Genomic DNA, 26,033 nt, shown 5'->3' on the forward strand with positions numbered 1-26,033 from the left:
TGATTTTAGTTGGTCAACCTATTGAAAGAATTAATTACTTTCTCTGCGTTCCTGGATTTTACGGGCGTGATATCGCTGGAAATCCTCTTGGGATGTATCCAGATATCGCTCCTCATTCACCCATGTAAACATATCCAGAGTCGTTTGTGCGCCAAACGCACCCGGCATCATTGCAACCGTGGCTTGTTGTGCCGTCAGATCGGCCTCAACCTCTTGGGGAAAGAACATCACAGACGGTGTAAACAACATCCCCCACTTTCGGGCGGCCTGCTTTTCACTCAGCACCTCCCCGTCAAAATCAACGACCTCAAGATCACCATGAAGGTTGATCTGCACAACGAAAAAATTGTCGGTGATATAGTTGGCAATTTCGTCACGCGGATAGACCTCGTTGTGCATCTTGGTGCAATAAATGCAGCCGCGCTGTTCTATCATCACAACAAGGCGTTTGCCTTCCGCATTCGCCTCTTCCAGATCTTCGCGCAGGTCTTTAAAGGTATCGCGCATCCATGTAGTCTTGTGCAGACCGTCATCACCAATTTCGGCCGCACTTACGCTCAACGCCAGAAATGGCAGGGCAAGTATCATCGCAAACAAACGGGACATAACGAACTCCTCTAGATATTTTGGAACGCAGGGAAAGTCTCAAGCATCCATTGGGCGATGTAGTTCACGCTATCAGTGGCAATCAGCACTGCAAACAAGATCATCAGCAGCCCCATCGCCTTTTCAACCTTGGGCAAATGGCGGCGAAACTTTGCAACAAATTTTAAAAACGGCCCGATAAACAAGGATGCCACAACAAACGGCGCCGTCATCGCCACGCCGAACACCAGCAAAAGCCCAAGACCTTCCAGCGCCGTGGATTCCGTGCTGGCGGTAAACACCACGGCCGTCAGCACGCCGCCTACACATGGTGTCCAGCCCGCCGCAAAGGCAAACCCAACCACATAGGCCCCTAGAACCGACATGTTCTGGGTGTCTCCTGCCTCCATCTGAAAGGCGCGGTTCAAAAACCCGATGCGGATAACCCCCAGAAAATGCAGCCCCATCACAAAAACGATCAGGGCCGCGACAATCCTGAATTCGGTTTGCGCGCTGCGAAAACTCTGGCTCAGCCCGAAGGCCGCCGCGCCAAGCAGCACAAAAACCGTGATAATCCCAAGCGAAAACATGATAGAGGCCAAAAACGCCCGCTTTCGCACACCGGCAGACAGTTGACCATCACCGCTGATCTCGGACATCGACGCGCCAGCCATATAGCTTAGATAGAACGGGACAATCGGCAAAACGCAGGGCGAAAAGAACACGATCAACCCGCCTGCAAGAGCGCTCAGAATGGTTACATCAAACACCGTTTGGCCTCTCGCACTTGCATTCAACTATATTCAATATATCATATATTGAAACCAGAACGTCAACGGAGCAGGTGGTGTGCGGATCAAGTCCCTAGTCTTTTCGGCTCTTTTGGCGGTTACACCCGGTGCGCTATGGTCTGCCGAATTGATCATGGTCGAACAGGCGGGATGCCATTGGTGCGCCCAATGGAACGCCGAAATTGGCCCCGCCTACCCCAAAACGGAAGAAGGCCAACGCGCCCCATTGCGGCGCGTCGATCTGCGGGCCTTGCCAGACGATCTGACCTTCACCTCCACGCCCGTTTTCACCCCTACCTTTGTTCTGGTCCAGGACGGTCAGGAACTTGGCAGGTTGGAAGGCTACGCTGGTGATGAATTTTTCTGGTTCCTGCTCGGCCAACTTCTGGACGCGCATCCCGAACATACAACGATTGAAAATTAGGCAACCGCCAATGACGCGGCGGCACTCACAAGTCCACATGGCAACAAAGATTGCACCACAGAACGCGAACAGGTTATGACACAACAACACCTCAACCTATCACGAGCGCCGATGTCCCTTCCCGTCCTTCATAAAGATATGTCCGACGATGACATCAATCGCATGATGTCGAGCGCCGATGAAGCCTCTGATTTCCTCAAAGCGATCAGCCATCCCGGCCGACTGATGATCCTGTGCCATCTGGCCTCTGGCGAAAAATCGGTCACCGAACTGGAAGAGCTGATGTCCGCGCGGCAAGCCGCCGTATCACAACAACTCGCACGGCTGCGCGCAGAAAAACTGGTGACACCGCGCCGCGAAGGGCTGATCATATACTACAGCTTGGCCGACGATCGCGCGATCCAGATACTGGATCTGGTTTACGACCTCTTTTGTAAATCGAAATAGCTGCGCCGTACCGTTCGACACCTGTGAGCCTTGGGAGGGGAGATCACATGGAGTTTCTGTCAGATGACTGGGCACTGGCCCTTATCGGTCTGCTCGGCGGGGTTTTGTTGGGACTTGCGGCGCGTTTGGGCCGGTTTTGCACCCTCGGCGCCGTCGAGGATTTTTACTACCAAGGCAATGACCGCCGCCTGAAGATGTGGTTTTTGGCAATCGCCGTTGCGGGCCTTTTGAACGCGCTTTTCGTGGCACTTGGCCTGCTGGATCTCAGCACCACGCTTTATCACCTCGCCCCCTGGTCGCCCCTTGTGGCCATCATCGGCGGGCTGATGTTTGGCTACGGCATGGCACTGGCGGGCAACTGCGGGTTCGGCGCGTTGGCCCGCTTTGGCGGCGGCGATCTGCGCGCCTTCGTGATCGTGCTGGTTATGGGCATTGCAGCCTATGTTGCACTCTCAGGTCCATTGGCCGCCTTTCGGGTGATAGTGACCGATCTGTCCGCCCTGCCCGTGGCCAGCCGCACCCTGCCCGAACTTGGCGCGGCGCACTTGGGCCTGCCCGATTGGGCGGGCATCGCGATACTCAGCACAGCTCTGGCGCTTTATGCCTTACGCAGCACCGCCCTTCGCGCCAGCCCAAAGGGCCTTTTTTGGGCCGCCCTCGTCGGTTTGGCCATCACCAGCGGATGGGTCGGCACCCACTGGATCGCCCAAAACGGCTTTTCCCAAACCCAGACCTTCAGCCACACCTACACCGCCCCCTTGGGTGAAACGATCCTGTTTTTGATGACATCCAGCGGCGGCGGCCTCAGCTTTGGTGTCGGCTCTGTCATCGGCGTTCTGGCAGGGGCTTTTGCAGGCAGCCTGATCAAAGGCCACTTCCGATGGGAAGCATGCGAAGACCCGCGCGAATTGGGCCGTCAGGTGCTTGGCGCGTCCCTGATGGGGGTGGGCGCCGTCTTTGCTCTGGGCTGCACTATCGGCCAAGGCATCTCGGCCATGTCCATCTGGACCTACAGCGCACCACTGGTCCTGGCCGCCATTATCTTCGGCGCCCGCCTCGGCCTGCGCCACCTGATCGAAGGGTTTGGCCGCACACATGGCGCATAAGTCAGCAACAATACGCCTCTGATCCATCAGCAGAACGCAAAGCGCGACTTTCCAGCCCGACGATCAAAGAACTGGGAGACCAGTTTTTAAAAGAACACGTCGCGCTGCACTGCAAACCGACAACACACTATGATTACACCAACCTTCTGCAAAACGTCGTCTATCCCGCACTGGGTAGCATCAAAGCATCCGAACTTACGTTTGCAGACGTGCAGGCCCTTCATTTGAAACGCGCGGACACCCCTTATCAGGCCAACCGAACCGTTATGGTCATGTCCAAAATGCTGAATTTGGCCGAAGATTCGGGCATCCGTGCGATGCACTCAAACCCGACACGCCGCATCAAGCGTTACCGTGAACTGGAAAAGAAACGCTATCTTAGCGAACCCGAGCAAGAACGCCTTGGGGAAGCGATGTTCACACTTTTACGGACCGGCGAAATCACCACCTATGTTTTTGCAGCCTTCTATCTTTTGCTCTTAACAAGATGCCGATTGGGAGAAATTCAACGCCTCAAATGGTCATATGTGATGCCCACCCACTTGGATTTACCCGACAGCAAAACAGGCCGCCGCCGTATTCCCCTCCCCCAAGAAGCACGCACGATCCTCGACAGTCTGGAACGGCGCGACGGGAACCCCAATGTCATTTTGGGAAGCCACAGCGACGGGTATTACAACGACCTTCAAAAGCCGTGGCGCAAGATCAGGAAAACCGCAGGCCTCGATGACGTGCGCATCCACGACCTGCGCCACACCTATGCGTCGATGGTGATGCAAAGCGGCATTGATCCGTTCACGCTCAAGGAAATTCTGGGCCACAAAAACCTATCCACCACCCTACGCTACGCGCATCTGGCGGATGATGCCGTGCAAAAAGCGGCTGGCAAGGTCGCTGGACGATTGGCAGCAGCTTTGGGTAGTGTGGCGTGGCGGTTTCTAAACGGAGTTTATCATGATGATGTGTCCCCCCGACTTATGGAAAAATGGGAAATCCCTAAAGACCGTTTTGTATGCCTTGGCTGATAAAACAGAACAGGCTGCTCTTACACAGCAACAGCAAGGGCTTTTCTCATCTCTGGTGCGGGGCTTTGGAGAAGCAAATTTGAGGGCGCAACAGAAAGGCACCACTTTTACTCAAGAAAACAAAGCGCAGCTGGAAATCATGCATAATGAGCAAGAAATGACAGCGGCGACTTACAAAAGATTTTTTGAACATGTGAATCAGAACGGTGTTTACATCCTTGGATTTGAGCCGCCACGCCGCGCAAAGGACGTCCCAATCACTATCGAAAAGACCTTTGACCACAGACACATCGACTGGGACAAAAACGATATTCGAATAGAGGGCTTACACTTTGTAGAGGTTCGAATTTGTGAATTGCCAAAAATATCTGTGATCGATCAACCCAAAGTAGGGCGGCCTTCGATGAAACGTGATTTAGAGGAATGCATCGACGCATTGTATAAAGAGGGCGCGATTAGCCCTAAAGGCAAACTCGTTGCGCATTTCCCAGTAATTAGGCAGCGACTTTGCATTTCTTTTCCAGAAAAATACAGCGACACGACGCCTAGCAACGAGACGATCAGAAATTATTTATCCCGTTATTTCAGTTCTTTTTAGCACCGCCTTGATGCAATGCGGGAAAAACCAAAAAACAATAAATTAGAAACCAATTTACTGTCATTTTTTTTGGTTTTTCGCTGGTGCACGTTGACCTCACACTAAGCAACCATGCGAAAAAGAGGTCGAAATGCCAAATACTGCTTTCCCCCCAACCACCCTCGTCGACGAACGCGAGGCAGCGTCGATCCTCTGCTACTCCGTCCGCGCGCTGCAAAATTGGCGGCATCGCGGCGGCGGGCCTGACTTTGTAAAGGTCTCGGCCCGGTCTGTCCGTTACCGCCGTTCCGATCTGGAAAAATGGATCGCAGACCGCACGGTCAGCAATACCTCACAGACCACCTAACACACATCAGTTTTACCCCTAGGGCCTTGGCAGGAACCTAGGGGGTTTTGGGGCCGAAAGGTTCTCAAACGGGCGCGGGGTTTCGCGATCTCGCGCCCTTTCTTTGCCTGCCATTAACTCAAACCGAAAGGATTTTCCTATGTCGAAACTACCTGCCCACAAGGTTCGCCTCGGGCTGATCACCGCAACCATCTGGGACAATGACGGGTTCTACACCGTCGACCTGGCCCGCTCATACAAAGACGCGCAAGGCCAATGGCAAAGCACATCCAGCTTTGGTTATGCCGATCTGTTGAACCTGTCAAAATGCGCCCAACGCGCCGAAAACTGGATCACAGGAGCCGCCAATGCACCCCGTTAATCAAGCCAACGACAACACCATTCGGCCCCAAAACCCTGCCTGCCCCGTCGGAGACACCGACGAGGCGAAAGGTGGCCAAACCGTCAAACCGAACGGGCAAGAGGGGGTTCTAGTAACACCCCCTCTCCAGAAATACATGCCACCCGATGGCACCCCTTACACCGTGCTGCACACAGGCTTTGACACCATCCATCTGTCGATAGAAGCCAACCTGCCGCATGACATGTTCGAAACTCTTTTGGCCGAAACGCAAAGGGCCGACGACGATGGCGAACCCGTGCTTACCCACATCAACGGCGTGCAGATGCACGTCAAACCGCACGGCGGCAAAGGCTATGCGCTATTGTGCAACACGGGGGATTTCGGGGCCGCTTTTGCCTTCAAAACACCAAACGCCAAAGATCCGTGGGGCGTGCGTCTTATCATAGGCTCAAAAGCGCTTGCCGTGGGGGACTTGGGACGCGTGCGGGCGCACATCGACCTTGTGTGCGACGCCCTCGGGATCAGGTATGACGACCACCAAGTCAGCCTGTCGCGTGTCGATATCTGCACAGATATTTGGGCCCCCGACTTCACACTCAACCCACGTCACTTTGTGACCCATAGCAACACGCGACACGGCTCATATGCGGACAGCGACAGCTTTGCGGTGCATGGCACATCAGGGCGCACCGGATCAGTCACATTGGGCAGTTCCGCCCGCAAGCAAGTGACGATCTACGACAAGCGGGCCGAGGTGACCGCCAAGCGCAAAGCCTATTGGTGGACCATCTGGCAAGGCAACATTGACCGCATGATAGCACAAGGCGACCTGCCCCAAGGGACCACGTTGGACCCAAAGGACGCCACAGCAAGCCGCATCTGGCATATAGAGTTCAGGGCAGGCAAACCCGCGTTACGTCAATGGGACATCAAAACGTGGTCCCAACTGTTCACCTGCTATGGGGATTTGGTGCAAAAGATGGGCCTTGCCACGCGCTATGCGGACCCACAGGGCGGCGAAACCAACCGCTCACGGTGGCCCAATCACCCCATTTGGGAGGTGGCCTTGCACAGCTTTGCACAGGATTTGGCGGAAATGAGGGCCAATGTGGACCCAAGCGCGGTCAAGCAAGTCGACCGCGCGGCCCACATTGACCTGATCGTCAAACAATCCTTGGGATGCACCGTCACAATCGCAGCTTTGCAGGGTGTAACCTTCGATAACTTGGAAGGGCATATCGGTAAAACCTGCCAAGTCATGCAGTCCAAATTACGCGCAAATCCCGATCATTACGCAAAACAGCTGCAAAGGGCCAAGGATCGGTATGTGTTCAAAAGCCCAAGCGATATGCACCGTTAACCATGCGCAATTACCCCTGAATGCAGCACGTATTCGGGGTTAATGCCGATCAGACCTGACCGCTCCATCGGCAAAAGCCGTATGAGCCAAACCAACAGACATCAGTATCGTCAAACCACGCACCATCCGCATCCGCTTCCCTATCGCGCCACCCTATAGGCCCCGTCGCCCGCAGGGGCAGCCAATCCCAAATCCACCATGCTGGTCAGCAGGTGCTCAACCGTCGCCGCGCGCCCGCGTTTGAAGGACCGCGCGACCTGGGCGGGGGTGGCTGTGTCCAGATCGGACAGGGCATCGCGGATGGCGGCGACCTGGTCCATCATATCCTTGGGCCATGCGGGTTTGTCGGCGGTGTCGGCCACACCCATATCCATTTCCTTTTGATCCTTTGACGCCGCCTGTGCGCCTGTGGGGTTCTGATAGTCGGGACGCAGCCAGCGGATGTGGCCCGCGGCTTCTTCGCGGGCGCGCTCAGTGTTGAGGTCAACCAGACGGTGCAAAATCTCGTCGTCGGTCAGATCAGTGGGCCAGCCATAGGCATCGGCAACAGCGGCATCTATGCGGTCGTGAATATCGTGCAGGATGCCGATCAGCCCGTCGTTGTAAATCTCAAGATCACGGCCTTCGATGGGTTCACCCGCACGGCGTTTTTCCAGCACGTTATACATCTGGGTCAGAGTGAGCGTGGGGTGCTGTTTCTGACGCTCCTTGCGGTGCGCATCCAGTTCCTCGCCCAAAGCACGGAGGGTTTCCTTTTGCGTGTCATTGGGGTCTGGGAAGGGGAAAGTATTAAAGCATTTTGAATTGTTGTAGACTGGATCATTTCCCACTCCTAGCCAACCTCCAGCGGCCAATGACCATAGTATATGATGTCTTGATGAAACCACTGCTAGTGACGAAGCCATTTCTAAGGCCAGATTAACGATTGCGCTTTCAGTTACTGTAGCGCTCTCAACAAAGACAAAATTACGGTATTTTGCCGTTCTCGTCGTGGCTATGAACCGCGTCAGCCCTTTTTTTGCGTTCCTAAATTCGCTTCTAGCTTCTGCGAAAACCCACCAATTATCTCGGTATGACTTGCGATTGTTTTGCTCTCTTTCTGGCTTCACATGATCAAGTAATTGCTGATAACTACGCGGATATACACTGCGAAGTTTTTCTGGCGAATAGCCAAATGCATCAATGACGAACCTATAACTGACTCCCGATATTAGATCGCGTCCGTTTTGGTATGGGAAAACCAATTTTTTGTCAGAACCACTCAAGAATGTTCGGGCCTCGCTTGATGTTAAAAGGAACCCTTGACCACCTAAAGTAACACCTCGATGTGAAAGCCCCTCATTCGCCTTCAGCGCCTTCGCCCCTCCGACATCCGCACCTGTCCGCAGGTTCGCAAAGACCTTCCCCACTTCCATATCGAAATGCACGACGCGGCCTTCGTCTTCGGTCTCGCCTTTCACCTCATCTGCAATGGTCAGCAACCGTCCCTCATGACGACCAAGCTGTGCCACGGTCATGGCAATGCGCACGGCAGCGCCTTGGGCGGCGTCCACCCAAGGGTGATCGGGGATGGCGTAGATCAGCGACAGGGGTTTCTTGGTATCGCTCAGGTGCGGTTCCAGCACACGGCGGTTGAACGTCTGGCGCAGGGAATTGGTTGTGATAAACCCAAAGCGCCGCGTGCCCTTGCCCGTCTTGGCGGCATACCCACGCGCAGCCAGCGCTGCTTTTTCCCACCAGAACATCACAAAATCCGCAGATTGCGGCATCTTTTTATAGGCGGCCCACAGCGCCTCGGCATAGCCATCGCCCAAGGCATCGCGCATCCGTGACGCGCCAATAAACGGCGGATTGCCAACGATGAAATCCGCCTCGGGCCATTTGGCGGCGGTGGGTTTGGTGTAGTCATAGACCTGCACCCGCGCGGTCTCGTCAGGGACTTGTTCGCCCGTGACGGGATGGGTTTTGGTGGTGATGCCATCCCAACGGGTGACGGGCGTGCCATCCTCGGCCATGCGCGGGGATTTGGCACCGTAGGTCAGCACCGCATCGCGGTTCTCGATATTGTGAAAGTCTTTCAGCACAGGTTCCGCAGGGGCGGCCTTGCCATAGGTGCGAAAGTGCCATTGCAGATAGCCGATCCACAGCACCAATTCGGCCACACGCGCAGCCCAAGGGTTCAATTCGATCCCCAGAAAGTTGTGCGGATCAACGGTAAAGCCTGCCATGGCCGGGTTGATCTCATCATCGCCAAGCTCGTCCAGAAGGGCCGTGACCTCGCCTTCCAGCCGTTTCATCAATTCCAGCGCCACATAAAGGAAGTTGCCAGAGCCACAGGCAGGGTCCAGCACGCGGGTGTCCACCAGTTTGCGATGAAAGCGGCGCACCTTGTCCAGCGCCTGATGTGTCTGGCCATCCTTGGCAAGCGTATAGGCCGAGGTGCGGGCCGCTTCCCAATCCTTGCGCAGCGGTTCAATGATAGTAGGCACCACAAGCCGTTCGACATAGGCGCGCGGCGTATAATGCGCGCCAAGTTTATGGCGTTGCCGTTTGTCCAAGGCGCGTTCCAGCAAAGTGCCAAAGATCGCAGGTTCCACGAATTGCCAGTCCTTACGGGCCGCCCCGATCAACAGGGCAATCTGCGCACTATCAAGGGGCAGCGCCTCTGCATCCGCAAACAAACCGCCGTTGAATTTGAGAACCTTTGCTTTCAAGATCGGGGAAAACTTGGCGCCTGTGTTCATATCCCGCCAAAGAGACTCCAAAGCAGGCGCCACATGTTCAGGGCTGGCCTGCATTTCGATCAACAGGTTCGTGAAACTCTCACGCTGGATCAGGTCTACGTCCTCGGCAAACATCGAAAACAGGCAGCGCATAAGGAAGGCTGCAACCTTGTCGGGTGCGTGTCCCGAAGCCTCAAACGATTTACCAAGGCGGGCCAGTTGTTCCGATATTTCACGCGTGACGCGCGCGGCAGTTTTGGACGGATCAAGACTTTGGGGATCGGTCCAAATGGCGCGCAAACGGTCTTGGATCTTTTCGTCGGCAAGATCATCTATGAATATGCGAAACGAATTGCCATCTGGAAACTGTGTGTAGCCGTGCCCCTGCCCCGAAAAGTCGGAATAAACTTCGATCACATAGCCCACATCGCAAACAATAAGGAACGGTGGCCACCCGTCATCGCGCGCAATTAAACGCGCATACCCATCGGCCTGCGCACGGGCCTTATCCATCATTTTGTCCCAAGCGCGCGTGCCCCGCACCCCATGCCCTGTGCGTGTGACCTTGGGCATATCTGGTAGGGTCAGTTGATCGGTTTCGCCTGACCGCTTTTGCGTGCCTTGTTTTGTTTCAAGGATAAATGACCCTTTTTTGTAAAGGTCGATGAACTTACTACTTTGATCACCTGCTATTCCCGACTTGACCCCCCGCTCAAACCTATAATGGTCGTTTTCGTTCGTGTCCGTCACGGGCAAAGGTTTGGGCACGCCCAAGACCTCGGTAAGCTCACTCAAAAACATTTGGTAGTTGGCGCGTTCACTGCCCCCCGAGACTTTCCACTTTTCGATAAAACTTGAAATCTCAGACATTGGGCGCTCACATCATTACAACTTTACGATGCAGAATTGAGCAAATCAGCGCAATCGTAAAATCGAGCCTTCTCGGCACCTCACCGAAATGGGCTACATCCCCGACTGAGGCTACATAGCATCAGCCCCGTTCAGGCAACTTACGGGAATCAATCGATTGGCAGTCGCAATAGCGCAACACCCCTAAATCGGCTTCCTATAGGGTTCCTAGAATTTCACGCAACTCGAACGTGTTTTTTCGAAACGGTCAAGTCATTGATTTTATTGGTGAAATGGTGCCCCCACACGGACTCGAACCGCGGACCTACTGATTACAAATCAGTTGCTCTACCAGCTGAGCTATAGGGGCACTAAGCGGCGAAATAGACCGTAGCATTGCGCCGCGCAAGACCCTTTTTTGCGAAATTTGCGGAAAATTGCGCCTCACCCTGCCCCGCGCATCACTCAGGCAATCAAATGCCGTGCAGATGTCTTTAAACGGCCCCATTCCGTTGTCATATCTGCCGTGATAGAAAACAGAGCCCGCGCAGGGCCGCACCAGCGAGCAGACCCAAAAGGGGACGGACATGCAAATCGCGCTTCATATCGGCGCCCATTGCACCGATGAAGACAAGCTCTTGAAATGCCTGTTGAAAAACAAGGCAATCTTGTCGCGTGAAGGCACTGCAGTGCCTGGTCCGGGGCGCTATCGCCGCCTGTTGCGCGAAACAATCCAGAGCTTGAAAGGCGCCCAGCCCTCGCCCGATGCCCGCGAAATCATTCTGGATGCCATCATCGAAGAGGACAATGTCGACCGCCTTGTGATGAGCCACGAAAGCTTTTTATGCGTGCCGCAGCGCGTGTTCGAAGACGGGTTGTTCTACAGCCAGCTCGAAGAAAAACTTGCGGGGTTTGGCAGCATTTTCCAAGGCGACCAGATCGAGATTTTCCTCGCCCTGCGCGACCCCGGCACGCTCATCCCCGATCTTTACGGCAAAGTCGATGACGACAAACGCCCCGAACTTCTGGGCGGCGTTGACCCGCTGACCATCCGCTGGTCACAAATCATCGCCCGCATCCAATCGGTCCTGCCCCACGCCCAGATCACTACTTGGTGCAACGAGGACAGCCCCCTGCTGTGGCTACAACTGATGCGCGAGATCGGCGGGGTGGACCCCACCATCGACCTGCTGAACCCGCACTTCCTGCTGTCCAAGATCATGGAACGCGAAGGCATGGTCCGCTTTCGCGCCTATATCGCCGAAAACCCGCCCACATCCGAAGTGCACCTGCGCCGCATCATGGTGGCGTTCCTCGACAAATACGCGATGGACGACCGCATCGACGTGCCATTCCCGCCCGAACTGGCCCACTGGAGCGAAGACTACATCGACACGCTCTCGGACTTCTACGAAGAAGACGTCTACCAAATCGGGCGCATGCCTGGCGTGAATTTGATCACGCCTTAAATAAAAACTGCGTGAATTTGATCACGCCGTAAACGCAAAGCAGGGGCATGGCCCCCTCGCTTACATCCCTAACGCTTCTTTATACATCTCCAGCACCGCTTCTTCTTCGGCGATGTCATCGGCCTCGCGTTTGCGCAGCGCGATCACCTTGCGCATCACCTTGGTGTCATAGCCGCGGCCCTTGGCCTCTGCCATCACTTCCTTTTGCTGGTCCGCGATGTCTTTCTTCTCGGCCTCAAGCCGTTCAAAACGTTCGATAAACTGGCGCAACTCATCAGCGGTCACACGGTAGCTGTCGGGCTTGCTGTCCATTTCAACGACGTTTCCCATAGCATCTTGCATCACCTGCGCTCCTTCATATCAGCGGTTTTTAAGTTTGTTTTTCAAGGCCCAACACCTACCGCCCGCGCCCCACTCTTGCAAGCGCCGCACGGATGGTTTAGCGCCTCATGCCATGGAAAATGGCTTCCCCTTTGAATGGCTCATCGCCGCTGGCGCGATCATCACCCTGATCGGGGTGATCGGGATTTTCATGTTCATCTCGAAAGTGCGCAAAGCCGCGCGTGCAGGTCTGGACGACGACGCGCTCAAGGCCCGCCTCAGCCAGCTGATGCCGCTCAATCTTGGCGCGTTCTTCATCTCGGCCATCGGTCTGATGATGGTCGTTGCAGGCGTGATCCTAGGATAGCATCCGCAGCAACGCAGGCGACGGAACCCCCGTCACTTCCAAGCCACGGGCGCGTTGAAACGCACGGATCGCGGCCTGAGACTTCGGCCCGATCACCCCGTCCGCGCCGCCCGTGTCAAACCCCGCCGCAGTAAGACCCCTTTGCAAAGCCACGCGGTCGCGCTTGGTCAGCCCGTTGGCATCGGGCGGAAAATCGGCGCGCAGTGGCCCGCCCCCCGCAATGCGGTCGGCCAGATGGCCCACGCCAATCGCATAGGCATCCGAATTGTTATACCGTTTGATCGCCCTGAAATTCGCGGTCGTGGCAAAGCGCGGCCCGCCTGCCTGCGGCTGCAATCCACCGCTGTCGGTTTCACGCCCCCATCGCACACCGCGCTGCCAACCGTTGCGCTGCAAATAGGCGGCTGTGCTGGCCAGCGCATCGCTCGGATCATCGCTCCAGATGTCGCGCCGCCCGTCGCCCGTGTAGTCAACCGCAAACTGCTGGTACGAGGTCGGGATAAACTGCGTGTGACCCATCGCGCCCGCCCATGATCCCACCATGCGGCTGGCGGGAATATCGCCGTTCTGTACGATCCGCAAAGCGGCGATCAACTGCTGTTCAAAAAACCGACCCCGCCGCCCGTCATAGGCCAGCGTGCTAGTGGCACTAACCACCGAGATGTCGCCGCGGCGTTCTCCGAAAAAGCTCTCAAGCCCCCAGATCGCGCAGATAATCTCCGCGTCCACGCCGTAACGCCCTTCCAGATCGCGCAGCAATCCGCGGTGCCGGCCAAAGGCCGCACGGCCCTTGCGCAACCGCTCGTCACTTACTGCGATCGACAAGTAATCTTCCAGACTGCGCTTGAACTCGACCTGATTGCGATCACGCCGCACCACGCCTGGCAAATAGCCCGTGCCCCGAAAACCGCGGCTCAGGGTCTGGGCGCTGATCCCTTGGCCCAAGGCGCGCGCCTGAAACCCGTCAACCCACCGTGCGTAGCCCGCGTTGCGCGTCGGGCGCAGATCGTTGGCCACAGGCGCCGCACGCCCCGCGCGATCATCCGCACCGCCGCAGCCTGCCAAAAGCACCATGCCTGACGCCGCAATCATACCCGTTCCGAAGTGTCGCCTGTTCACCATAATCGCCTACCCTGCACATACCTGTTAACATCATGTAAAGTTTCGGGCGGGGATGCAACGTACGCATTGGTGTCACCCAAGTGTCTGACGCATTGCCATACGCATAGCAGACGCTAGGCCATACATCGATTTTTGCCGCAAAAAAAATTCATAAACAGAAGGTTAAGGCGTGGGCGGCGTCTTTTCTGCGCGGTCAAAAGCCTCCCATCCGTGCCCTTGAAAAAGATCGACGCCCAGCTGTGCTGCCACATGCGCAAAGTCCACATTCACGTAATTATCAACGATCTTCCCATCGACCACTTTCCAAAAATCCATATAGCGGATTTCCACCTTCTTGCCTGTTGGCGCAATGCCCAGAAATTCGCCTGAATGAACGGCCTCCTGCCGCCCGAAGGCCGCGGCCCATTCGCCCATGTAAAGCCGCGCCTCATCAATGCAGACCTTGTCGGAAAACGCTGCCTGAAAGGGCTTTTGCCAGTTGTCCTGAAAGGCTTGCAGCCCCTCTTTCGTGCCACACCCCTGATTGCCCATCCATCTGAAATTACTGGCAAAAAACTCTCCAATGTCGGCAATGCGGTGGTCGTTCAAACCGTCCACCATACCTTCGATGACCGCGCGGGTTTCATCTGTTTTGCTCATGTCGGTATCACGTGTCAGCACGGCTTGTTCAGGGCGGGCACCAGCCATCTCGGGTCTCCTCGATTTGTCTCTGGACAGTGTTACAAATTCCGCGCAAACCTGACTTGCATAGGATTGCAAAGTCAATGACGAAAGGGCAGCGTGGTGGACTTCACAGCCATGAAACAACAGCTTGAACAGCAGCTCAGCGATGTGGCCCAAGGCGCCCCCGTGGCCCTTGCCTACCACCAGGATGCAACATGGTTCGGCGTGCATCCCTTCAATGAAATCAGTGACTTGGACGGCATATCTGATGTGTGGTCCATCTTGCGCAACGCGTTCCCCGATCTCGAGCGCCGCCCCGGTTTGACCGTTGCAGGCCCCAACCTGCCAGACCCGCGCGTCACCACCGCGCGCGCCCCCCATATGGTCGCCTGTATGGGGGTGTTGCAAGGCACATTCACCGCGGATTTGTTGGGCATTCCCGCCACCCACGGCGTCGCCACCATAAGATATTGCGAGGCCCATCACATCGACGGCGACAAGATACGCCACAGCTATATTATGCTGGATTTTCTGGACCTTATGGCCCAAGCAGGCGTCTGGCCACTTGCCCCGTCACTGGGCGCTGAAGGCCAATGGCAACCACCCAAAGGGGGGCACGCCGTCAGGCTGCACGCCACCGATACCGATGCTGGTGCCACCGCCATGCAGACCGTCCTCAAGATGCACGCCGCCTTGGGCGATTTCGACGGGCGCAACCTCGATAGCATGGATCATTCGGCCTATTGGACGGATGATTTTTTGTGGTATGGCCCCGCAGGCATCGGGACAACGCGCGGCCTGTCAGGCTTTCGCGCCCACCATCAAATCCCCTTCCTACGCGCCTTTCCCGACCGCCGCGGCGCAGGTCACTACATCCGCATCGGCGATGGTCCATTTGCCGTCACTGGCGGTTGGCCATCGGTGACGGCAACCCATACCGGCGAATGGCTTGGCATGGCCCCGACGGGGCGTCACATAGACATGCGTGTGATGGATTTTTACCACCTAACCGACGGAAAAATAAGCGAAAACTGGGTTCCGATGGATGTCATTCACATGGCGCTTCAAATGGGTATCGATGTCTTTGCAAAGCTCAAACACCGCCGCGGCACGCCCGATCTTGTGCTCTAGGCACCGTTGAATACGTCAAAACCGTCGGCTGTTTTCAACGCCTCGGCGATCAACGGATCAGGGGCCCAGACCGCGTCTTCTGTGCCGTAGCGTCGAAGTGCTTTGTGCATCAACAACAACCCCTCGATATCCGCGGCTTTCATCGGCCCGCCGCGGTGGTGCGGAAAGCCCAACCCACAGATGGCCGCGATATCCACGTCCAACGGACGCTTGGCGGCCCCCGTTGATACCAACCGCGCCCCTTCTGCCAAAAGGGCTGTCCAGATACGCAACTGAATACGCGGCGCGCTGAACACCCGCGGCTCCAGCCCTTCGTCAGCGCCCAAAACCTTGGCCTGCTCCATCGCGGCCACGTTGGGGACAGGCGCATTGCCCCCGTAGTCGTAAAACCCGCGCCCCGACCGCACGCCACCCCATCCATGCTCGGACAGATGATGCAACAAAGCGCTGGATTGCCCATGCTCGTCCAGCTGGTGCGAAAGGGTCGAAACCCCTTTGATATCAATCAACTGGAATACCCCGAGGGGGAAGCCAAACTCTCGTAACGCGCCATCCACCGCGCTGATATCCGCCCCCCGCATAACCATATGTTCGCCCGCTCGGATGGCTGCGTAAAACAACGACTGGGCAAGTGAAGCACGCGCGCCGAACCCACGCACCAGCGGCATTTGAACCCGTCGCGCCAAGGCACATCCCGTGGCAATCGCGCGGTCCGCGCTGCGTGTGTGGCTTGTCACTTCCCAAAGGTCTGACCGTGGCATACGGTCGGAAATACGGATGGCAATCACATCTTCGGGGCGGCCAGACATTTCCGCCAAAGCCGCCAGATCAAAGGCTTCGGTGGTCGTCGCCAACACCGCGTCTTTCTTGCACCGCGCCCCGAGAACGCGGAACAACCCTTCTTTCAAGGCGCGGTCTTCCTTGACCGTTTCGATCACCACATCGGCCTGCGCCAAATCACCCAGATCAGACGACGGTGTTAACAGCGCAAACCCATTTGCGTTACCACTTTTGACCAGTTGTTTTTCAATAAACCCAAGCCCCGCAGTGCGCGTGGCCTCGTCCTGATCCAAAAGCGTGACGGGTATATTTTTTTGCAAAAACCGAATGGCCAGTCGGCAGCCGGCAGAGCTGGCCCCGACCACCCCGACCTGCGCCACGGGTTGCGCGGTTGTGCCCTTGGCCACGCCCGACCGCGCGGCACGGCGCGTGGCCGTATACACATATCGCATCGCCTGACTGCTATGAGAGGTGCGCAAGTTCTCAAACCGATCCGCTTCGGCCGCGATACCAGCTTCAAAAGGCAAAAGGGCGGCCCCTTCGATCAGGTCAGCCAAAACCTCAGGCGGTGCGCCGTCCAATACATCGGCAAGGCTGCGAATGCTTTTCAACTCGGCACTAAACGCATCGAAGGGGACAAACCGCTGTCTTTGATCGCGGGTGCGGCGCAGGTCTGATGGGCCAAGGGCGCGTGCAACGTCCATCGCCGACCCGACCAAATCCCCCGTCGCCAGCGTATCGATCAACCCGCGTTCCTTGGCTGTCTGGGCCTGCATTGGCACGCCCGACACCATCAAATCAAAAGCGGCACGCGCCCCGATCAGACGCGGCAACCGCTGTGTTGCGCCGCCACTTGGGATAAGGCCCAAACTGGCCTCGGAAAACGCAAATCGGGCATCTGAAGCCGCCACGCGGTGATGTGCCGCCAAGGCAATTTCCAGCCCCGCCCCAAGGACCGTTCCGTGCAAAGCGACCACAACAGGCTTTGTCATCTGTTCGATCACATCGCAGAGGTGGGCCAGCGTGGGTGCGCCTTGGGGATGGCGATAGTCACGAATATCGGTGCCCGCAGAAAATGTGTTGCCTTTGGAAGAGATCAGAACCTGCGTAACCGCCGGATCACCACCCGCCTGTGCAAGCGCCGCAATCAAAGCCGCGCGCATCTTTTTCGTGATTGCATTCACCGGGGGATGGGAAAGCTGAATGTGCCGCACGCCATCTTGGGTCGTTGTCTGGATTACTTTGCTCATCTGCTCTTGCGCGCCTGCGCGCCCCCGTTTGTGCGGTGGTGTTACGCACAGTTTGCAGCCAAGAGAAAATATAAGCAATAAGGATGGCACGGGGCGGCAAGGTGCATTACATTCCCATTACTGAATTTAGCGCCGCGCCCGAGCAAGCGCCTGATATGTAAAGGTTCCAAGCGATGATGACGCCAGATGTGACGCCTTTTTTCGACACGGCAACCAACACCGTGTCCTATGTTGTCAAAGACCCGAATGGCCGCGCGGCCTGTATCATCGATAGCGTGCTGGATTTTGACTATGCCGCAGGACGCACCGACACAAAATCGGCCGACACAATTATCTCGCATGTCAAACAACACGACCTTGATATTCAATGGATTTTGGAAACCCATGTCCATGCAGATCACCTGTCTGCCGCCCCCTATTTGCAAGACGCCCTTGGTGGGAAAATCGGGATCGGCCACAACATCAAGCTGGTGCAGGATACTTTTGGAAAGGTCTTTAACGAAGGCACCGAATTTCAGCGCGATGGGTCGCAATTCGATCAGCTGTTTGAACATGGCGATAGCATCATGATCGGGCAACTGCGGGTCGATGTGTTGCACACACCCGGTCATACGCCCGCCTGTTTGACCTATGTGATGGGGGATGCGGCCTTTGTGGGCGACACGTTGTTTATGCCTGATTTTGGCACCGCACGGTGCGACTTCCCCGGTGGGTCTGCCAAAGATCTCTACGCCTCTATCCAGCGGATTCTAAGCCTGCCAGATGACACGCGTATCTTTGTGGGTCACGATTACAAGGCACCGGGACGCGATGAATTTGCTTGGGAAAGCACCGTGGGCGAGCAAAAGGCAAAGAACATCCACCTGTCGCAAACAAAAGCGGCCGAGGATTTCGTCGAGATGCGGGAAGCCCGCGATGCCACGTTGCCCATGCCGCGGCTGATTGTGCCGTCATTGCAGGTCAATATGCGCGCAGGGCATATGCCAGAACCCGATCAGGACGGTGATGTCTTTCTGAAGGTTCCGCTCAACAAACTCTAAAGGACAGCACATGCACATGGATTGGATATACGGGCTGCTTGGTGGGCTGATGATCGGCTGCGCGGGTGCCGTTTTTCTACTGGTCAACGGACGGGTTATGGGGGCCAGCGGAATTGCTGGCAGTTTGGTCGACGGCAGTGCGGGCAAAGCGAAGGGCGAGCGTTTGGCCTTTGTGATCGGCCTTATCGCGGTTCCTGCTGTTATTGTTTTGCTGCGTGGCGGGGCATCCACCTATGCCACCACCAATCTCGCTGTGCTGGTCGCCGCAGGCTTGTGTGTGGGCGTTGGGACACGTCTGGCCAATGGGTGCACATCTGGACACGGTGTTTGCGGCATATCGCGGCTTTCGATGCGCGGGATTGTTGCCACGCTGATCTACATTGGGGCGGGCGGTGTCACCGTGGCCATCCTGCGAATGATGGGGGCGCTGTGATGATACGTTTGGTGTTTGCGGTTTTGGCTGGCGGATTGTTTGGGGCCGGATTGTTGGTTTCGGGCATGACCGATACGCGCAAGGTTCAGGGCTGGCTTGATCTTTTTGGCAATTGGGATCCGACGCTGGCGTTTGTCATGGGGGGCGCGATTGTGCCAATGGCGGCTGCCTGGCTGCTGTCCAAGGGCCGCACCCCTTCTTTGGGCGGCACGTTCCCCGCAGCTGCACCAACGGTGTTTGACCGCCCCTTCGTTATGGGCTCGGTTTTGTTTGGCGTGGGGTGGGGGTTGGCGGGGCTATGTCCTGGACCCGCTTTGGCATCGCTCAGCTTCGGCGGCACAAGCGGATTGGTCTTTTTTGCAGCCCTTGTCGCGGGCTTCGCCGTGGCGCCACCTGTGCGGCGCACGCTGGACGGCCCCGCAAAAGCGGCTTAACAAGCACCATGGACATTCGACAGCTTACCCCCGACTTTTCCGTTGCGCCGCAAATCGAGCCCCAAGACATGGCCGACATCGCAGCGCTTGGCTACAAAACTGTGATTTGCAATCGCCCCGATGCCGAAAACCCGCCCTCTCACAGTGCGGAGGTTATGGCACAAGAAGCCAAGGCGCATGGGCTTACCTTTCTGGTTAATCAGTTTCCAACGCCGATGTTGTCGATGGAGCATGTGACAGCGCAGCGGGGGCTTTTGGATCAGGCCGAAGGGCCGATCTTGGCCTATTGCGCGTCTGGCACGCGGTCCACTATGGTTTGGGCCTTGTCGGTCGCGGGACAAATGCCCACCGACGATATCATCGCAGCCGCGGCGCGCGGCGGATATGCCTTGGACGGGATGCGCGGGCAGATCGATGCGTTGGCCAGCGGTAACTAGTCGGCAGCGACACTCTCAGGCGTAGGGCTGGCTGACCGCGCAGAGACGACATTCAGGTCCTTGTCGCGGTGCAAGCGAATAGCCTTTTGCCCATCCAGCATACCCAGATCTGCAGTGCCAATCAGCCCGCCTGTGACCGAACGAACCTCCAGCGACTGGGGCGCGTGGCGCGGAATTGGGACATGGCTTCCCACCTCCAAGGCCCTGAGTTTTGACAAAGGCCAGCTGACGCGATGCAACACAACGGACAGTTCGACATGCGCGTCCTGCAACGGCTCTGACAAGGTTTGCCGTGCAGTGATCGGCACGTCTTGGGTTGGGTCGGGTTGGGCCACGGGCATGACAAGGGTAAGCTGCCCTTCGCCTTGCCCGCCTGCAATGCTTAGGCCATATCGGTGAACGCAAAAGTCGCCCGCTGGCAATCGCAAGGAGATCATCCGCGGCGAGGCAAGCATATCTTGGGCCGAATATCCTTCGGCACCAAGCGCAGTTGGGCCCAACGCAAACAAGCTGTTGAGAAAAGGCGCCACAAGCCGCGCATCAGTGAGTGTTGCAGGCCGATCATCAGGCGCTCCACCTGTGGTTTTCGATATCGTGGCTTGCTGAACAAGCGCTGTCTGCAAAGCCGCGTCCAGAACGGCGAAGCCCTGCCCTTTTGTCAGGTGCACCAATTCAATCAAAAGCGGTGTCCCTTGGATGTCGGACACGGCTTGATCAAGCGTCATCGTTTCGGATTTCGCCTGCGATACCTCAAGCATCAGGCCGTAGGTTTGGTCTGCGGCTTTCGCCACCGCCCGTCGAACCAGTGAGGTGGTATCAGCCTGTTGGGCTGTGCCATCTTTGCGCAGCTTTTTGGCCAACACAGACGGCGTTGTTGGTTGCCCGCTCAAACGATCAACCACGGGGCCGCTGACCTGATTTGGATGTTTCTGACTTGCTTTGCCATGCGGCCTGACTAGCGCGAAATTCCTAACGAAGGCTTATCGCGCGGGCCAAAAAGCCGTTTATTGTGCCGCCAAAGCAAGCGCTTTTGGAACGGTTACGCGAAATGCAGCGCCGTCATGGCCTGGCAAATAGCGAATGGTCCCGCCGAGTTTCGAGACAATTTCTCGACAAATTGCCAATCCCAAACCTGCACCCCCCGCCCTTTGATGATCTGACAGACGCGAGAACTTTTCAAAGATCACCGCTTGTTGCGGGCTATCAATGCCGCTGCCGTTGTCGATGAAATCAACAATCACATCGGCCCCGACCTGGCTGACCTCGATATGCAAAACGGGGGCGTCGGCATCGCAGTATTTTTGGGCATTTGCGATCAAATTGATAAAGACTTGCGACAGGCGATCGACATCCGTCTGAACCTTTATGCGCTCGGCGATCCTACGGCGTTTGATATCCAGCTTGGTGTCTTTTTTGGCCACCGCGGCAATCGAGCGATCCAGTATATCGCCAATCGCGTCCACTTCGATATTCAGCGAAACCTGCCCATTTTCGAGCACGGCAAGATCAAGCAAATCATCGAGCAATCGCGTTAGTCTGCGCGCCTCATCATGGATGATGCTTGAGTAGCGTTTTTGCTCAAAGACACTCAACTCCCCTTCACGCAAGATTTCCGAAAACGCCCGGATCGAGGTCATCGGCGTGCGCAATTCATGGCTGATCTGGCTCAGGAATGCGTCTTTTTGCACGGAAAGGGCTGTTAGTTTTTGGTTGGCGTCGCGCAGTTGGCGCGCGGTGCGTTCCAGCTCGGTCGATTTGATTTCCAGCTGGTTGGAATATTCCATCATCTGTGCTGTTTCATCGGCCACAGCGATAAGGTCTTCGACCGATACAGAGCTGCCACCGACAATCTGGGCCATCATCGCATGGGCAGTCGCAGCACCAACCGAACCAGCCAAACGCTTTTCGAGTGTTTCGATAAACGCCGGCGTGATGTCGGGCAGATAACCGTCTTTGCCTTGCGTTTGCGCTTGCGCCGCAAAAAGCCTTTGCGTTTCGCGGCCACCGATGATGCGCTGCGCCATCACCAACAGGTCTTCTGCTTCGGCGCGGCTCTGGCTCCATCCTTTGGGGCTGGATTGCTGGTCAAATGCGTTCACAAATTCCACACTTTGCAATCGCTCCAGAGGTGTCGGGAATGAACTGACCGAGCCGATGATATATGCCAAAGTGTTCAGCAGCATGGTCCAGAAAATGGCATGAACCAGCGGATCCAGCGCGGTGACGCCAAGCAAGGCTTCGGGACGCAACATCGCAAGGCCGAACAATCCGTTGTCCATAATCGGCCCGAACCATGCGCTCTGGCCTGCCAGATTTGGCAAAAGCAGTGTAAATGCCCACAGTGTAAATCCGGTGATCAGGCCTGCGGCGGCGCCCGTGCGTGTTCCGCCCCGCCAAAAAAGCGCCCCAAGCAAAGCAGGCAACACCTGTGCGACACCTGCAAAGGAGATCAGCCCAATCGCAGACAGCGCGCGGCTGCCCCCCGATACAGAGTAATACAGATAGCCAAGCGTGAGGATCGCCACGATTGCCACCCTGCGCGAAAACAACACGACGTTGCGCACGTCCCCCGAAATCGTTGCGCCGTCCCCTGCTCTGCTGCGCAAATACAGCGGCATTACAATGTTATTGGACACCATCGTCGCAAGGGCCAAGGCCGCAACGATCACCATTGATGTGGCAGAAGAGAACCCGCCCAGAAAAGACAACAATGCCAGCCCGTCCGCGCCCTGGCTGAGCGGGACGGTTAGAACAAAAAGGTCAGGGTTTGCATCGGCAGGTAAAAGCTCAAGCCCGACCACGGCGATTGGAATGACAAACAAGCTCATCGCACCGAGGTAGAGAGGGAAGGCCCAACTGGCCATTTCAAGGTTTTTCTCGTCCTCGTTTTCAACGACCGTCACATGAAACATGCGCGGCAGACATATAAAGGCAGCGGCGGCAAGGAATGTCAGACCCATCCAACGGCTGCCATCCACATCAAATTGTGAAATCGCTGAGGCATCAATACGTTGCTGGATGTCGGCGGGGCCGTCGGCCACAAACCAGACCACAAAAACACCAACCGAAATAAGCGCAAAAAGTTTGACGATGGCCTCGATTGCGATGGCGGTGACAACCCCGTGGTGGCGTTCGTTCACATCCAGATTTCGCGTGCCGAAAAGGATCGTGAACAGCGCCAAACCTGCCGCGACCCAAAGTGCGGTATTGCGCACACCGCCCCCCGATGCCGCAGGCGACACTTGATTGAACGCTTCAAACGACAAGGTGACCGACTGCAGCTGCAAAGCGATGTATGGTGTTGTTCCGACCACTGCCAGAATGGTGACAATCGCGCCCACCAAATTTGACTTGCCATAGCGCGACGAAAGTAAATCAGCGATTGATGTGATCCGTTGTGCTTTTCCGATGCGCACCAACTTGCGCAAGATCCACCACCACCCCACGACAACAAGGGTCGGTCCGAGGTAGATGGTGATAAACTCAAGCCCCGATCGCGCGGCAAAGCCGACCGCGCCATAGAAGGTCCACGCCGTGCAATAGACCGACAGCGACAGCGTATAAATCAACGGGCTGCGCAGCCATGTCGAGCGGCCCGCCTCTGCGCGCCTGTCGGCCCAGAATGCCACCGCAAACAGCAAGACCACATAGGCCAGCGACACAACCAACAAGATGTTGGCGTTGATCATTGTGTGGGATCCTGCGGGTTGGTCCAGCTATCGCTTTCAGGGGGCGCCGCTGATTTGCCACGCAGCCGTGTTAGCACCAGAAGGCCAATAACCAGCCCGCCCCATACGCAAAAAATATAAAGACCCGTGATAGATGTCAGCGCAGGCTCTTGGCGGCTTCCCCACAGCAAAGGCAGCAAAAACAGGATGACGCCAAGGATTGGAAGCATTTTGATGGCGTCGCCGATGCGGCGACGACGATAGGTGTTACGCTCCAAAAACAGCAATTTTGCTGGCGGTTTCATCAGGTTTCCCTTGCTCGGCTTGTTGGGGATTTTAGGCGTGATTACCGGTTTGTCGCAACAACGCATTTATAGCTTGCCGAACATCATCATTCGCAAAGGGCTTTGTCATAAAACGTGACGCGCCTGCATCAATAGCCATATCGCGGTCCTTTTTCTGTCCGCGCGCCGTCAGCATCAAAACAGGTGTCTGTGGCGCAAAGTCCGAAGCCCGCAGGTCAGCCAGAATATCAAAACCCGAGCGATTGGGCAGCATCACATCCAAGACGATGATATCAGGGCCGTAGTCCTTGATCGCATCCAACGCTGTCAGCCCGTCCGAATGGGTGCGCACGTCATGGCCATCGCGGGCCAGCACAAAGGTCAACGCCTCCGAAATATTCGGCTCGTCTTCGATAAGAAGCACCTTGGCTTGCACACCCGTCATATTTTTGGTCCCTCGCCCTTATGCCCAAGATGCAGGTTTTCAAACCGCACAGTTTTCAGTCAACTTGGCGTTATAGCTGGCAAGTTTGGTTCAATATGCTGCATCTGTCAAAGCCCATCATCTGGAGCAGAGCTGCGCAACGATCCAAGCACCGATGGCTCACGCCGCGCAGGGCAATCGGAAATTGCACAGACACGGCAGGTGGCACCGACCAGCTGCGGTGTTGATTGCACTTCGCCTGATTGCGCATACCGAACCAGCATCACCGCTTCGTAGACACAGGCGCGTTCAAAACTGGCGGGGATCACCTCTGTCGTCGCGGTATAGGCAATCAGGGCCGGGCGACCCTGCCCGTCTTGCTGGATCAGGCTTTTGATGGGCATCCCCATACGCGACCAACTGGCATAGACGGGCCAAAGCGAACACGCCGACCCAATGCGCGGAACATCAAACCCCTTAATCGGTTTACGCGCCACCAGCGCGCCCGCCGCATCGCATTGGACCAAGCCGATGGGTTGGCCAACGACCTCTTGGGGCAAATACGACAATCGTTGTAGAACATTCGCAAGTGGCTGACCGATATGTCTGGCATATGACACAGGGTCCGCCAGAACCGACGAGACATCGGCAAACGCAGCCATCGGCATGCTTTGCGCCAAGGACAGATAGCGTTCAAGATTTGATCGCAGTATTGCCCTTGCCGCATCAGAGCTGAGCGCCGCCTGCCCAACGATAGCGGCGACCGTTTCGGCGTTTGCATCTGGGCTTTCCAGTGCAGAGAAGTGATATTCGGCCGCCTGTAGGGCGCCAAAGCAGTCCTCAAGCGGCGTGCCCGCATTGGCCGTCTCGCCTGATGTGCCCTCAAGATAGCTCGCCAAGGACTGGGCGCTTTCGGCAAGACGTCGGCTATCGTTGAAAATGTTTTGCTGAAATCGCTTTTGCCAGTCAGGTTCAATGGGTTCATCACTGCTCAGGATCGAACTGGACGACCGGATCGAGGTGACGCTGGAAATCACTTCGTGCAATGCATCGGTGAGAAAAGGGTCATGGGCCAGACGGTCCGTGAGCGTGTTGACAGAGTGCTCCAACTGCGTGATGCGTGCTCTCTGGTCGGCGATCAGGCGTGCCCAATCGGGATAGCGGCTTGCCACATCCTCGGCCGATGCAGCACTTGCATCAAATCCGGGTGCTTCGGCTGCCGCTGTTTGAATGGCCTCGATGACCGATCGTTCGGCCCCTTCTGCAAGGCTGCTGGCCTCGACCCCAAGGACGCGTGCGATATCGGCCAGCACTTTGCCTGCGATTCTGCGGCGATTATGCTCGATTAAGTTGAGGTAGGAGGCCGAAATACCCGCGTCTCGGGCCAAATCTGCCTGACGCATCTTCTGGGCAAGACGGTGTTCGCGGATGCGGGTTCCTGTGAGAGCGGACGCGGGCATGGCAATTCCTTAAAGATTCCAATTACTTTCTGCAGATGCGAGAAAATGAATTTACAATCTATACACGCGCAGTGTGATTTTGTTTACAAAAAAATTCATATGTTTGAAGCATTTGTTGCTTTGTTTTCATCCCCCCGCAATGCTGACGTCAGC

27 protein-coding genes and 1 tRNA gene are annotated in these 26,033 nt (G+C 56.4%); 15 read left to right on the plus strand and 13 right to left on the minus strand.

Features of this window, described 5'->3' with window-relative positions; all coding sequences use genetic code 11:
* Positions 1 to 30: 30 nt before the first annotated feature.
* Positions 31 to 606: a thioredoxin family protein gene (locus tag L1065_RS02905; RefSeq protein WP_237093944.1), complete on the minus strand. Its 576-nt coding sequence runs from the start codon at positions 604 to 606 to the stop codon at positions 31 to 33.
* A gap of 11 nt (positions 607 to 617) precedes the next feature.
* Positions 618 to 1,355: a cytochrome c biogenesis protein CcdA gene (locus L1065_RS02910; RefSeq protein WP_237093946.1), complete on the minus strand. Its 738-nt coding sequence runs from the start codon at positions 1,353 to 1,355 to the stop codon at positions 618 to 620.
* Positions 1,356 to 1,434: 79 nt separating this feature from the next.
* Here L1065_RS02910 and L1065_RS02915 point away from each other — a divergent pair, with 79 nt between their 5' ends.
* From L1065_RS02915 to L1065_RS02950, 8 genes are all read left to right on the plus strand, one after another.
* The gene (locus L1065_RS02915; RefSeq protein ID WP_370641129.1) at positions 1,435 to 1,800 is read left to right on the plus strand and encodes a hypothetical protein; all 366 of its coding nucleotides are present in this window, start codon (positions 1,435 to 1,437) and stop codon (positions 1,798 to 1,800) included.
* Positions 1,801 to 1,911: 111 nt separating this feature from the next.
* Positions 1,912 to 2,247, plus strand: coding sequence for a helix-turn-helix transcriptional regulator (locus tag L1065_RS02920; RefSeq protein WP_237093948.1), 336 nt, complete (start codon positions 1,912 to 1,914; stop codon positions 2,245 to 2,247).
* A 47-nt stretch (positions 2,248 to 2,294) separates the two neighbouring features.
* Complete coding sequence (locus L1065_RS02925; protein ID WP_237093949.1) at positions 2,295 to 3,353, plus strand: YeeE/YedE family protein; 1,059 nt, start codon at positions 2,295 to 2,297, stop codon at positions 3,351 to 3,353.
* 224 nt (positions 3,354 to 3,577) lie between these two features.
* Positions 3,578 to 4,378: a site-specific integrase gene (locus L1065_RS02930; RefSeq protein ID WP_237093950.1), complete on the plus strand. Its 801-nt coding sequence runs from the start codon at positions 3,578 to 3,580 to the stop codon at positions 4,376 to 4,378.
* Positions 4,371 to 4,976 (plus strand): hypothetical protein, encoded by a 606-nt coding sequence (locus L1065_RS02935; RefSeq protein ID WP_237093951.1) that lies wholly within the window; start codon positions 4,371 to 4,373, stop codon positions 4,974 to 4,976. The genes L1065_RS02930 and L1065_RS02935 overlap by 8 nt, the downstream gene beginning before the upstream one ends.
* A gap of 130 nt (positions 4,977 to 5,106) precedes the next feature.
* Positions 5,107 to 5,322, plus strand: a complete 216-nt coding sequence (locus tag L1065_RS02940; RefSeq protein ID WP_237093952.1) for an AlpA family transcriptional regulator — start codon at positions 5,107 to 5,109, stop codon at positions 5,320 to 5,322.
* A gap of 139 nt (positions 5,323 to 5,461) precedes the next feature.
* Positions 5,462 to 5,683, plus strand: a complete 222-nt coding sequence (locus tag L1065_RS02945) for a hypothetical protein (protein ID WP_237093953.1) — start codon at positions 5,462 to 5,464, stop codon at positions 5,681 to 5,683.
* Complete coding sequence (locus L1065_RS02950; protein WP_237093954.1) at positions 5,670 to 7,025, plus strand: hypothetical protein; 1,356 nt, start codon at positions 5,670 to 5,672, stop codon at positions 7,023 to 7,025. The genes L1065_RS02945 and L1065_RS02950 overlap by 14 nt, the downstream gene beginning before the upstream one ends.
* 140 nt (positions 7,026 to 7,165) lie before the next feature.
* On the opposite strand, the gene L1065_RS02955 is transcribed toward L1065_RS02950, so the two are convergent.
* Positions 7,166 to 10,618: a DNA methyltransferase gene (locus tag L1065_RS02955; RefSeq protein ID WP_237093955.1), complete on the minus strand. Its 3,453-nt coding sequence runs from the start codon at positions 10,616 to 10,618 to the stop codon at positions 7,166 to 7,168.
* A gap of 273 nt (positions 10,619 to 10,891) precedes the next feature.
* Positions 10,892 to 10,967, minus strand: a tRNA-Thr gene (locus L1065_RS02960).
* A 217-nt stretch (positions 10,968 to 11,184) separates the two neighbouring features.
* Between L1065_RS02960 and L1065_RS02965 the strand changes: the two genes are divergently transcribed.
* On the plus strand, positions 11,185 to 12,066 hold the full coding sequence (locus L1065_RS02965; protein ID WP_237093956.1) for a hypothetical protein: 882 nt from the start codon (positions 11,185 to 11,187) through the stop codon (positions 12,064 to 12,066).
* A 60-nt stretch (positions 12,067 to 12,126) separates the two neighbouring features.
* Here the strand turns inward: L1065_RS02965 and L1065_RS02970 are convergent, their stop codons facing one another.
* Positions 12,127 to 12,408 carry a DUF2312 domain-containing protein gene (locus L1065_RS02970; protein ID WP_237093957.1) on the minus strand — a complete coding sequence of 94 codons (282 nt, stop codon included), beginning with the start codon at positions 12,406 to 12,408 and terminating at the stop codon, positions 12,127 to 12,129.
* Positions 12,409 to 12,520: 112 nt separating this feature from the next.
* Here L1065_RS02970 and L1065_RS02975 point away from each other — a divergent pair, with 112 nt between their 5' ends.
* Positions 12,521 to 12,754, plus strand: coding sequence for a hypothetical protein (locus L1065_RS02975; RefSeq protein ID WP_237093958.1), 234 nt, complete (start codon positions 12,521 to 12,523; stop codon positions 12,752 to 12,754).
* Here the strand turns inward: L1065_RS02975 and L1065_RS02980 are convergent.
* Entirely contained in the window at positions 12,746 to 13,879 is a 1,134-nt protein-coding gene (locus L1065_RS02980) for a lytic murein transglycosylase (RefSeq protein ID WP_237094526.1), read from the minus strand. The genes L1065_RS02975 and L1065_RS02980 overlap by 9 nt on opposite strands.
* A gap of 159 nt (positions 13,880 to 14,038) precedes the next feature.
* On the minus strand, positions 14,039 to 14,563 hold the full coding sequence (locus L1065_RS02985) for an ester cyclase (RefSeq protein WP_237093959.1): 525 nt from the start codon (positions 14,561 to 14,563) through the stop codon (positions 14,039 to 14,041).
* Between the two features lie 96 nt (positions 14,564 to 14,659).
* Here L1065_RS02985 and L1065_RS15900 point away from each other — a divergent pair, with 96 nt between their 5' ends.
* On the plus strand, positions 14,660 to 15,670 hold the full coding sequence (locus tag L1065_RS15900) for an ester cyclase (RefSeq protein ID WP_237093960.1): 1,011 nt from the start codon (positions 14,660 to 14,662) through the stop codon (positions 15,668 to 15,670).
* On the opposite strand, the gene L1065_RS02995 is transcribed toward L1065_RS15900, so the two are convergent.
* On the minus strand, positions 15,667 to 17,700 hold the full coding sequence (locus L1065_RS02995) for an enoyl-CoA hydratase-related protein (RefSeq protein ID WP_237093961.1): 2,034 nt from the start codon (positions 17,698 to 17,700) through the stop codon (positions 15,667 to 15,669). The two genes, L1065_RS15900 and L1065_RS02995, sit on opposite strands and share 4 nt — an antisense overlap.
* 176 nt (positions 17,701 to 17,876) lie before the next feature.
* Here L1065_RS02995 and L1065_RS03000 point away from each other — a divergent pair, with 176 nt between their 5' ends.
* Genes L1065_RS03000 through L1065_RS03015 form a run of 4 tightly spaced genes read left to right on the plus strand, consistent with a single transcriptional unit; the run spans position 17,877 to position 20,044 of the window.
* Positions 17,877 to 18,740: an MBL fold metallo-hydrolase gene (locus tag L1065_RS03000; protein WP_237094527.1), complete on the plus strand. Its 864-nt coding sequence runs from the start codon at positions 17,877 to 17,879 to the stop codon at positions 18,738 to 18,740.
* 10 nt (positions 18,741 to 18,750) lie between these two features.
* Entirely contained in the window at positions 18,751 to 19,173 is a 423-nt protein-coding gene (locus L1065_RS03005) for a YeeE/YedE family protein (protein ID WP_237093962.1), read from the plus strand.
* On the plus strand, positions 19,173 to 19,607 hold the full coding sequence (locus L1065_RS03010; RefSeq protein WP_237093963.1) for a DUF6691 family protein: 435 nt from the start codon (positions 19,173 to 19,175) through the stop codon (positions 19,605 to 19,607). The genes L1065_RS03005 and L1065_RS03010 overlap by 1 nt, the downstream gene beginning before the upstream one ends.
* Positions 19,608 to 19,615: 8 nt before the next feature.
* On the plus strand, positions 19,616 to 20,044 hold the full coding sequence (locus L1065_RS03015; protein ID WP_237093964.1) for a TIGR01244 family sulfur transferase: 429 nt from the start codon (positions 19,616 to 19,618) through the stop codon (positions 20,042 to 20,044).
* Here L1065_RS03015 and L1065_RS03020 read toward each other — a convergent pair.
* The 5 genes from L1065_RS03020 to L1065_RS03040 all read right to left on the minus strand — a co-directional run bounded on the left by L1065_RS03020 (position 20,041) and on the right by L1065_RS03040 (position 25,880).
* The gene (locus L1065_RS03020) at positions 20,041 to 20,934 is read right to left on the minus strand and encodes a FliM/FliN family flagellar motor switch protein (RefSeq protein ID WP_237093965.1); all 894 of its coding nucleotides are present in this window, start codon (positions 20,932 to 20,934) and stop codon (positions 20,041 to 20,043) included. The genes L1065_RS03015 and L1065_RS03020 overlap by 4 nt on opposite strands.
* 114 nt (positions 20,935 to 21,048) lie before the next feature.
* The gene (locus L1065_RS03025) at positions 21,049 to 23,733 is read right to left on the minus strand and encodes an ATP-binding protein (protein WP_237093966.1); all 2,685 of its coding nucleotides are present in this window, start codon (positions 23,731 to 23,733) and stop codon (positions 21,049 to 21,051) included.
* Positions 23,730 to 24,017 (minus strand): hypothetical protein, encoded by a 288-nt coding sequence (locus tag L1065_RS03030; protein WP_237093967.1) that lies wholly within the window; start codon positions 24,015 to 24,017, stop codon positions 23,730 to 23,732. Before L1065_RS03030 ends, L1065_RS03025 begins: the two co-directional genes overlap by 4 nt.
* A gap of 31 nt (positions 24,018 to 24,048) precedes the next feature.
* The gene (locus L1065_RS03035; RefSeq protein ID WP_239029946.1) at positions 24,049 to 24,441 is read right to left on the minus strand and encodes a response regulator transcription factor; all 393 of its coding nucleotides are present in this window, start codon (positions 24,439 to 24,441) and stop codon (positions 24,049 to 24,051) included.
* Positions 24,442 to 24,548: 107 nt separating this feature from the next.
* A complete protein-coding gene (locus tag L1065_RS03040; RefSeq protein ID WP_237093968.1) occupies positions 24,549 to 25,880 on the minus strand; it encodes a helix-turn-helix domain-containing protein in 1,332 nt (443 codons plus the stop codon).
* Between the last annotated feature and the right edge of the window lie 153 nt (positions 25,881 to 26,033).

The sequence above is a fragment of the Nereida sp. MMG025 genome (genome assembly GCF_021654165.1).
Classification (GTDB): Bacteria; Pseudomonadota; Alphaproteobacteria; order Rhodobacterales; family Rhodobacteraceae; genus Nereida.

Coding starts and splice junctions, on each gene's coding strand:
- L1065_RS02965 (WP_237093956.1), top strand. CDS start 11,185: ATGCAAATCGCGCTTCATATCGGCGCCCATTGCACCGATGAAGACAAG.
- L1065_RS02995 (WP_237093961.1), bottom strand. CDS start 17,700: ATGAGCAAAGTAATCCAGACAACGACCCAAGATGGCGTGCGGCACATT.
- L1065_RS03030 (WP_237093967.1), bottom strand. CDS start 24,017: ATGAAACCGCCAGCAAAATTGCTGTTTTTGGAGCGTAACACCTATCGT.
- L1065_RS02940 (WP_237093952.1), top strand. CDS start 5,107: ATGCCAAATACTGCTTTCCCCCCAACCACCCTCGTCGACGAACGCGAG.
- L1065_RS03000 (WP_237094527.1), top strand. CDS start 17,877: ATGACGCCAGATGTGACGCCTTTTTTCGACACGGCAACCAACACCGTG.
- L1065_RS03025 (WP_237093966.1), bottom strand. CDS start 23,733: ATGATCAACGCCAACATCTTGTTGGTTGTGTCGCTGGCCTATGTGGTC.
- L1065_RS02905 (WP_237093944.1), bottom strand. CDS start 606: ATGTCCCGTTTGTTTGCGATGATACTTGCCCTGCCATTTCTGGCGTTG.
- L1065_RS03010 (WP_237093963.1), top strand. CDS start 19,173: ATGATACGTTTGGTGTTTGCGGTTTTGGCTGGCGGATTGTTTGGGGCC.
- L1065_RS02955 (WP_237093955.1), bottom strand. CDS start 10,618: ATGTCTGAGATTTCAAGTTTTATCGAAAAGTGGAAAGTCTCGGGGGGC.
- L1065_RS02970 (WP_237093957.1), bottom strand. CDS start 12,408: ATGCAAGATGCTATGGGAAACGTCGTTGAAATGGACAGCAAGCCCGAC.
- L1065_RS03035 (WP_239029946.1), bottom strand. CDS start 24,441: ATGACGGGTGTGCAAGCCAAGGTGCTTCTTATCGAAGACGAGCCGAAT.
- L1065_RS03015 (WP_237093964.1), top strand. CDS start 19,616: ATGGACATTCGACAGCTTACCCCCGACTTTTCCGTTGCGCCGCAAATC.
- L1065_RS03040 (WP_237093968.1), bottom strand. CDS start 25,880: ATGCCCGCGTCCGCTCTCACAGGAACCCGCATCCGCGAACACCGTCTT.
- L1065_RS02925 (WP_237093949.1), top strand. CDS start 2,295: ATGGAGTTTCTGTCAGATGACTGGGCACTGGCCCTTATCGGTCTGCTC.
- L1065_RS03005 (WP_237093962.1), top strand. CDS start 18,751: ATGCACATGGATTGGATATACGGGCTGCTTGGTGGGCTGATGATCGGC.
- L1065_RS02975 (WP_237093958.1), top strand. CDS start 12,521: ATGGAAAATGGCTTCCCCTTTGAATGGCTCATCGCCGCTGGCGCGATC.
- L1065_RS02945 (WP_237093953.1), top strand. CDS start 5,462: ATGTCGAAACTACCTGCCCACAAGGTTCGCCTCGGGCTGATCACCGCA.
- L1065_RS02985 (WP_237093959.1), bottom strand. CDS start 14,563: ATGGCTGGTGCCCGCCCTGAACAAGCCGTGCTGACACGTGATACCGAC.
- L1065_RS02950 (WP_237093954.1), top strand. CDS start 5,670: ATGCACCCCGTTAATCAAGCCAACGACAACACCATTCGGCCCCAAAAC.
- L1065_RS02920 (WP_237093948.1), top strand. CDS start 1,912: ATGTCCCTTCCCGTCCTTCATAAAGATATGTCCGACGATGACATCAAT.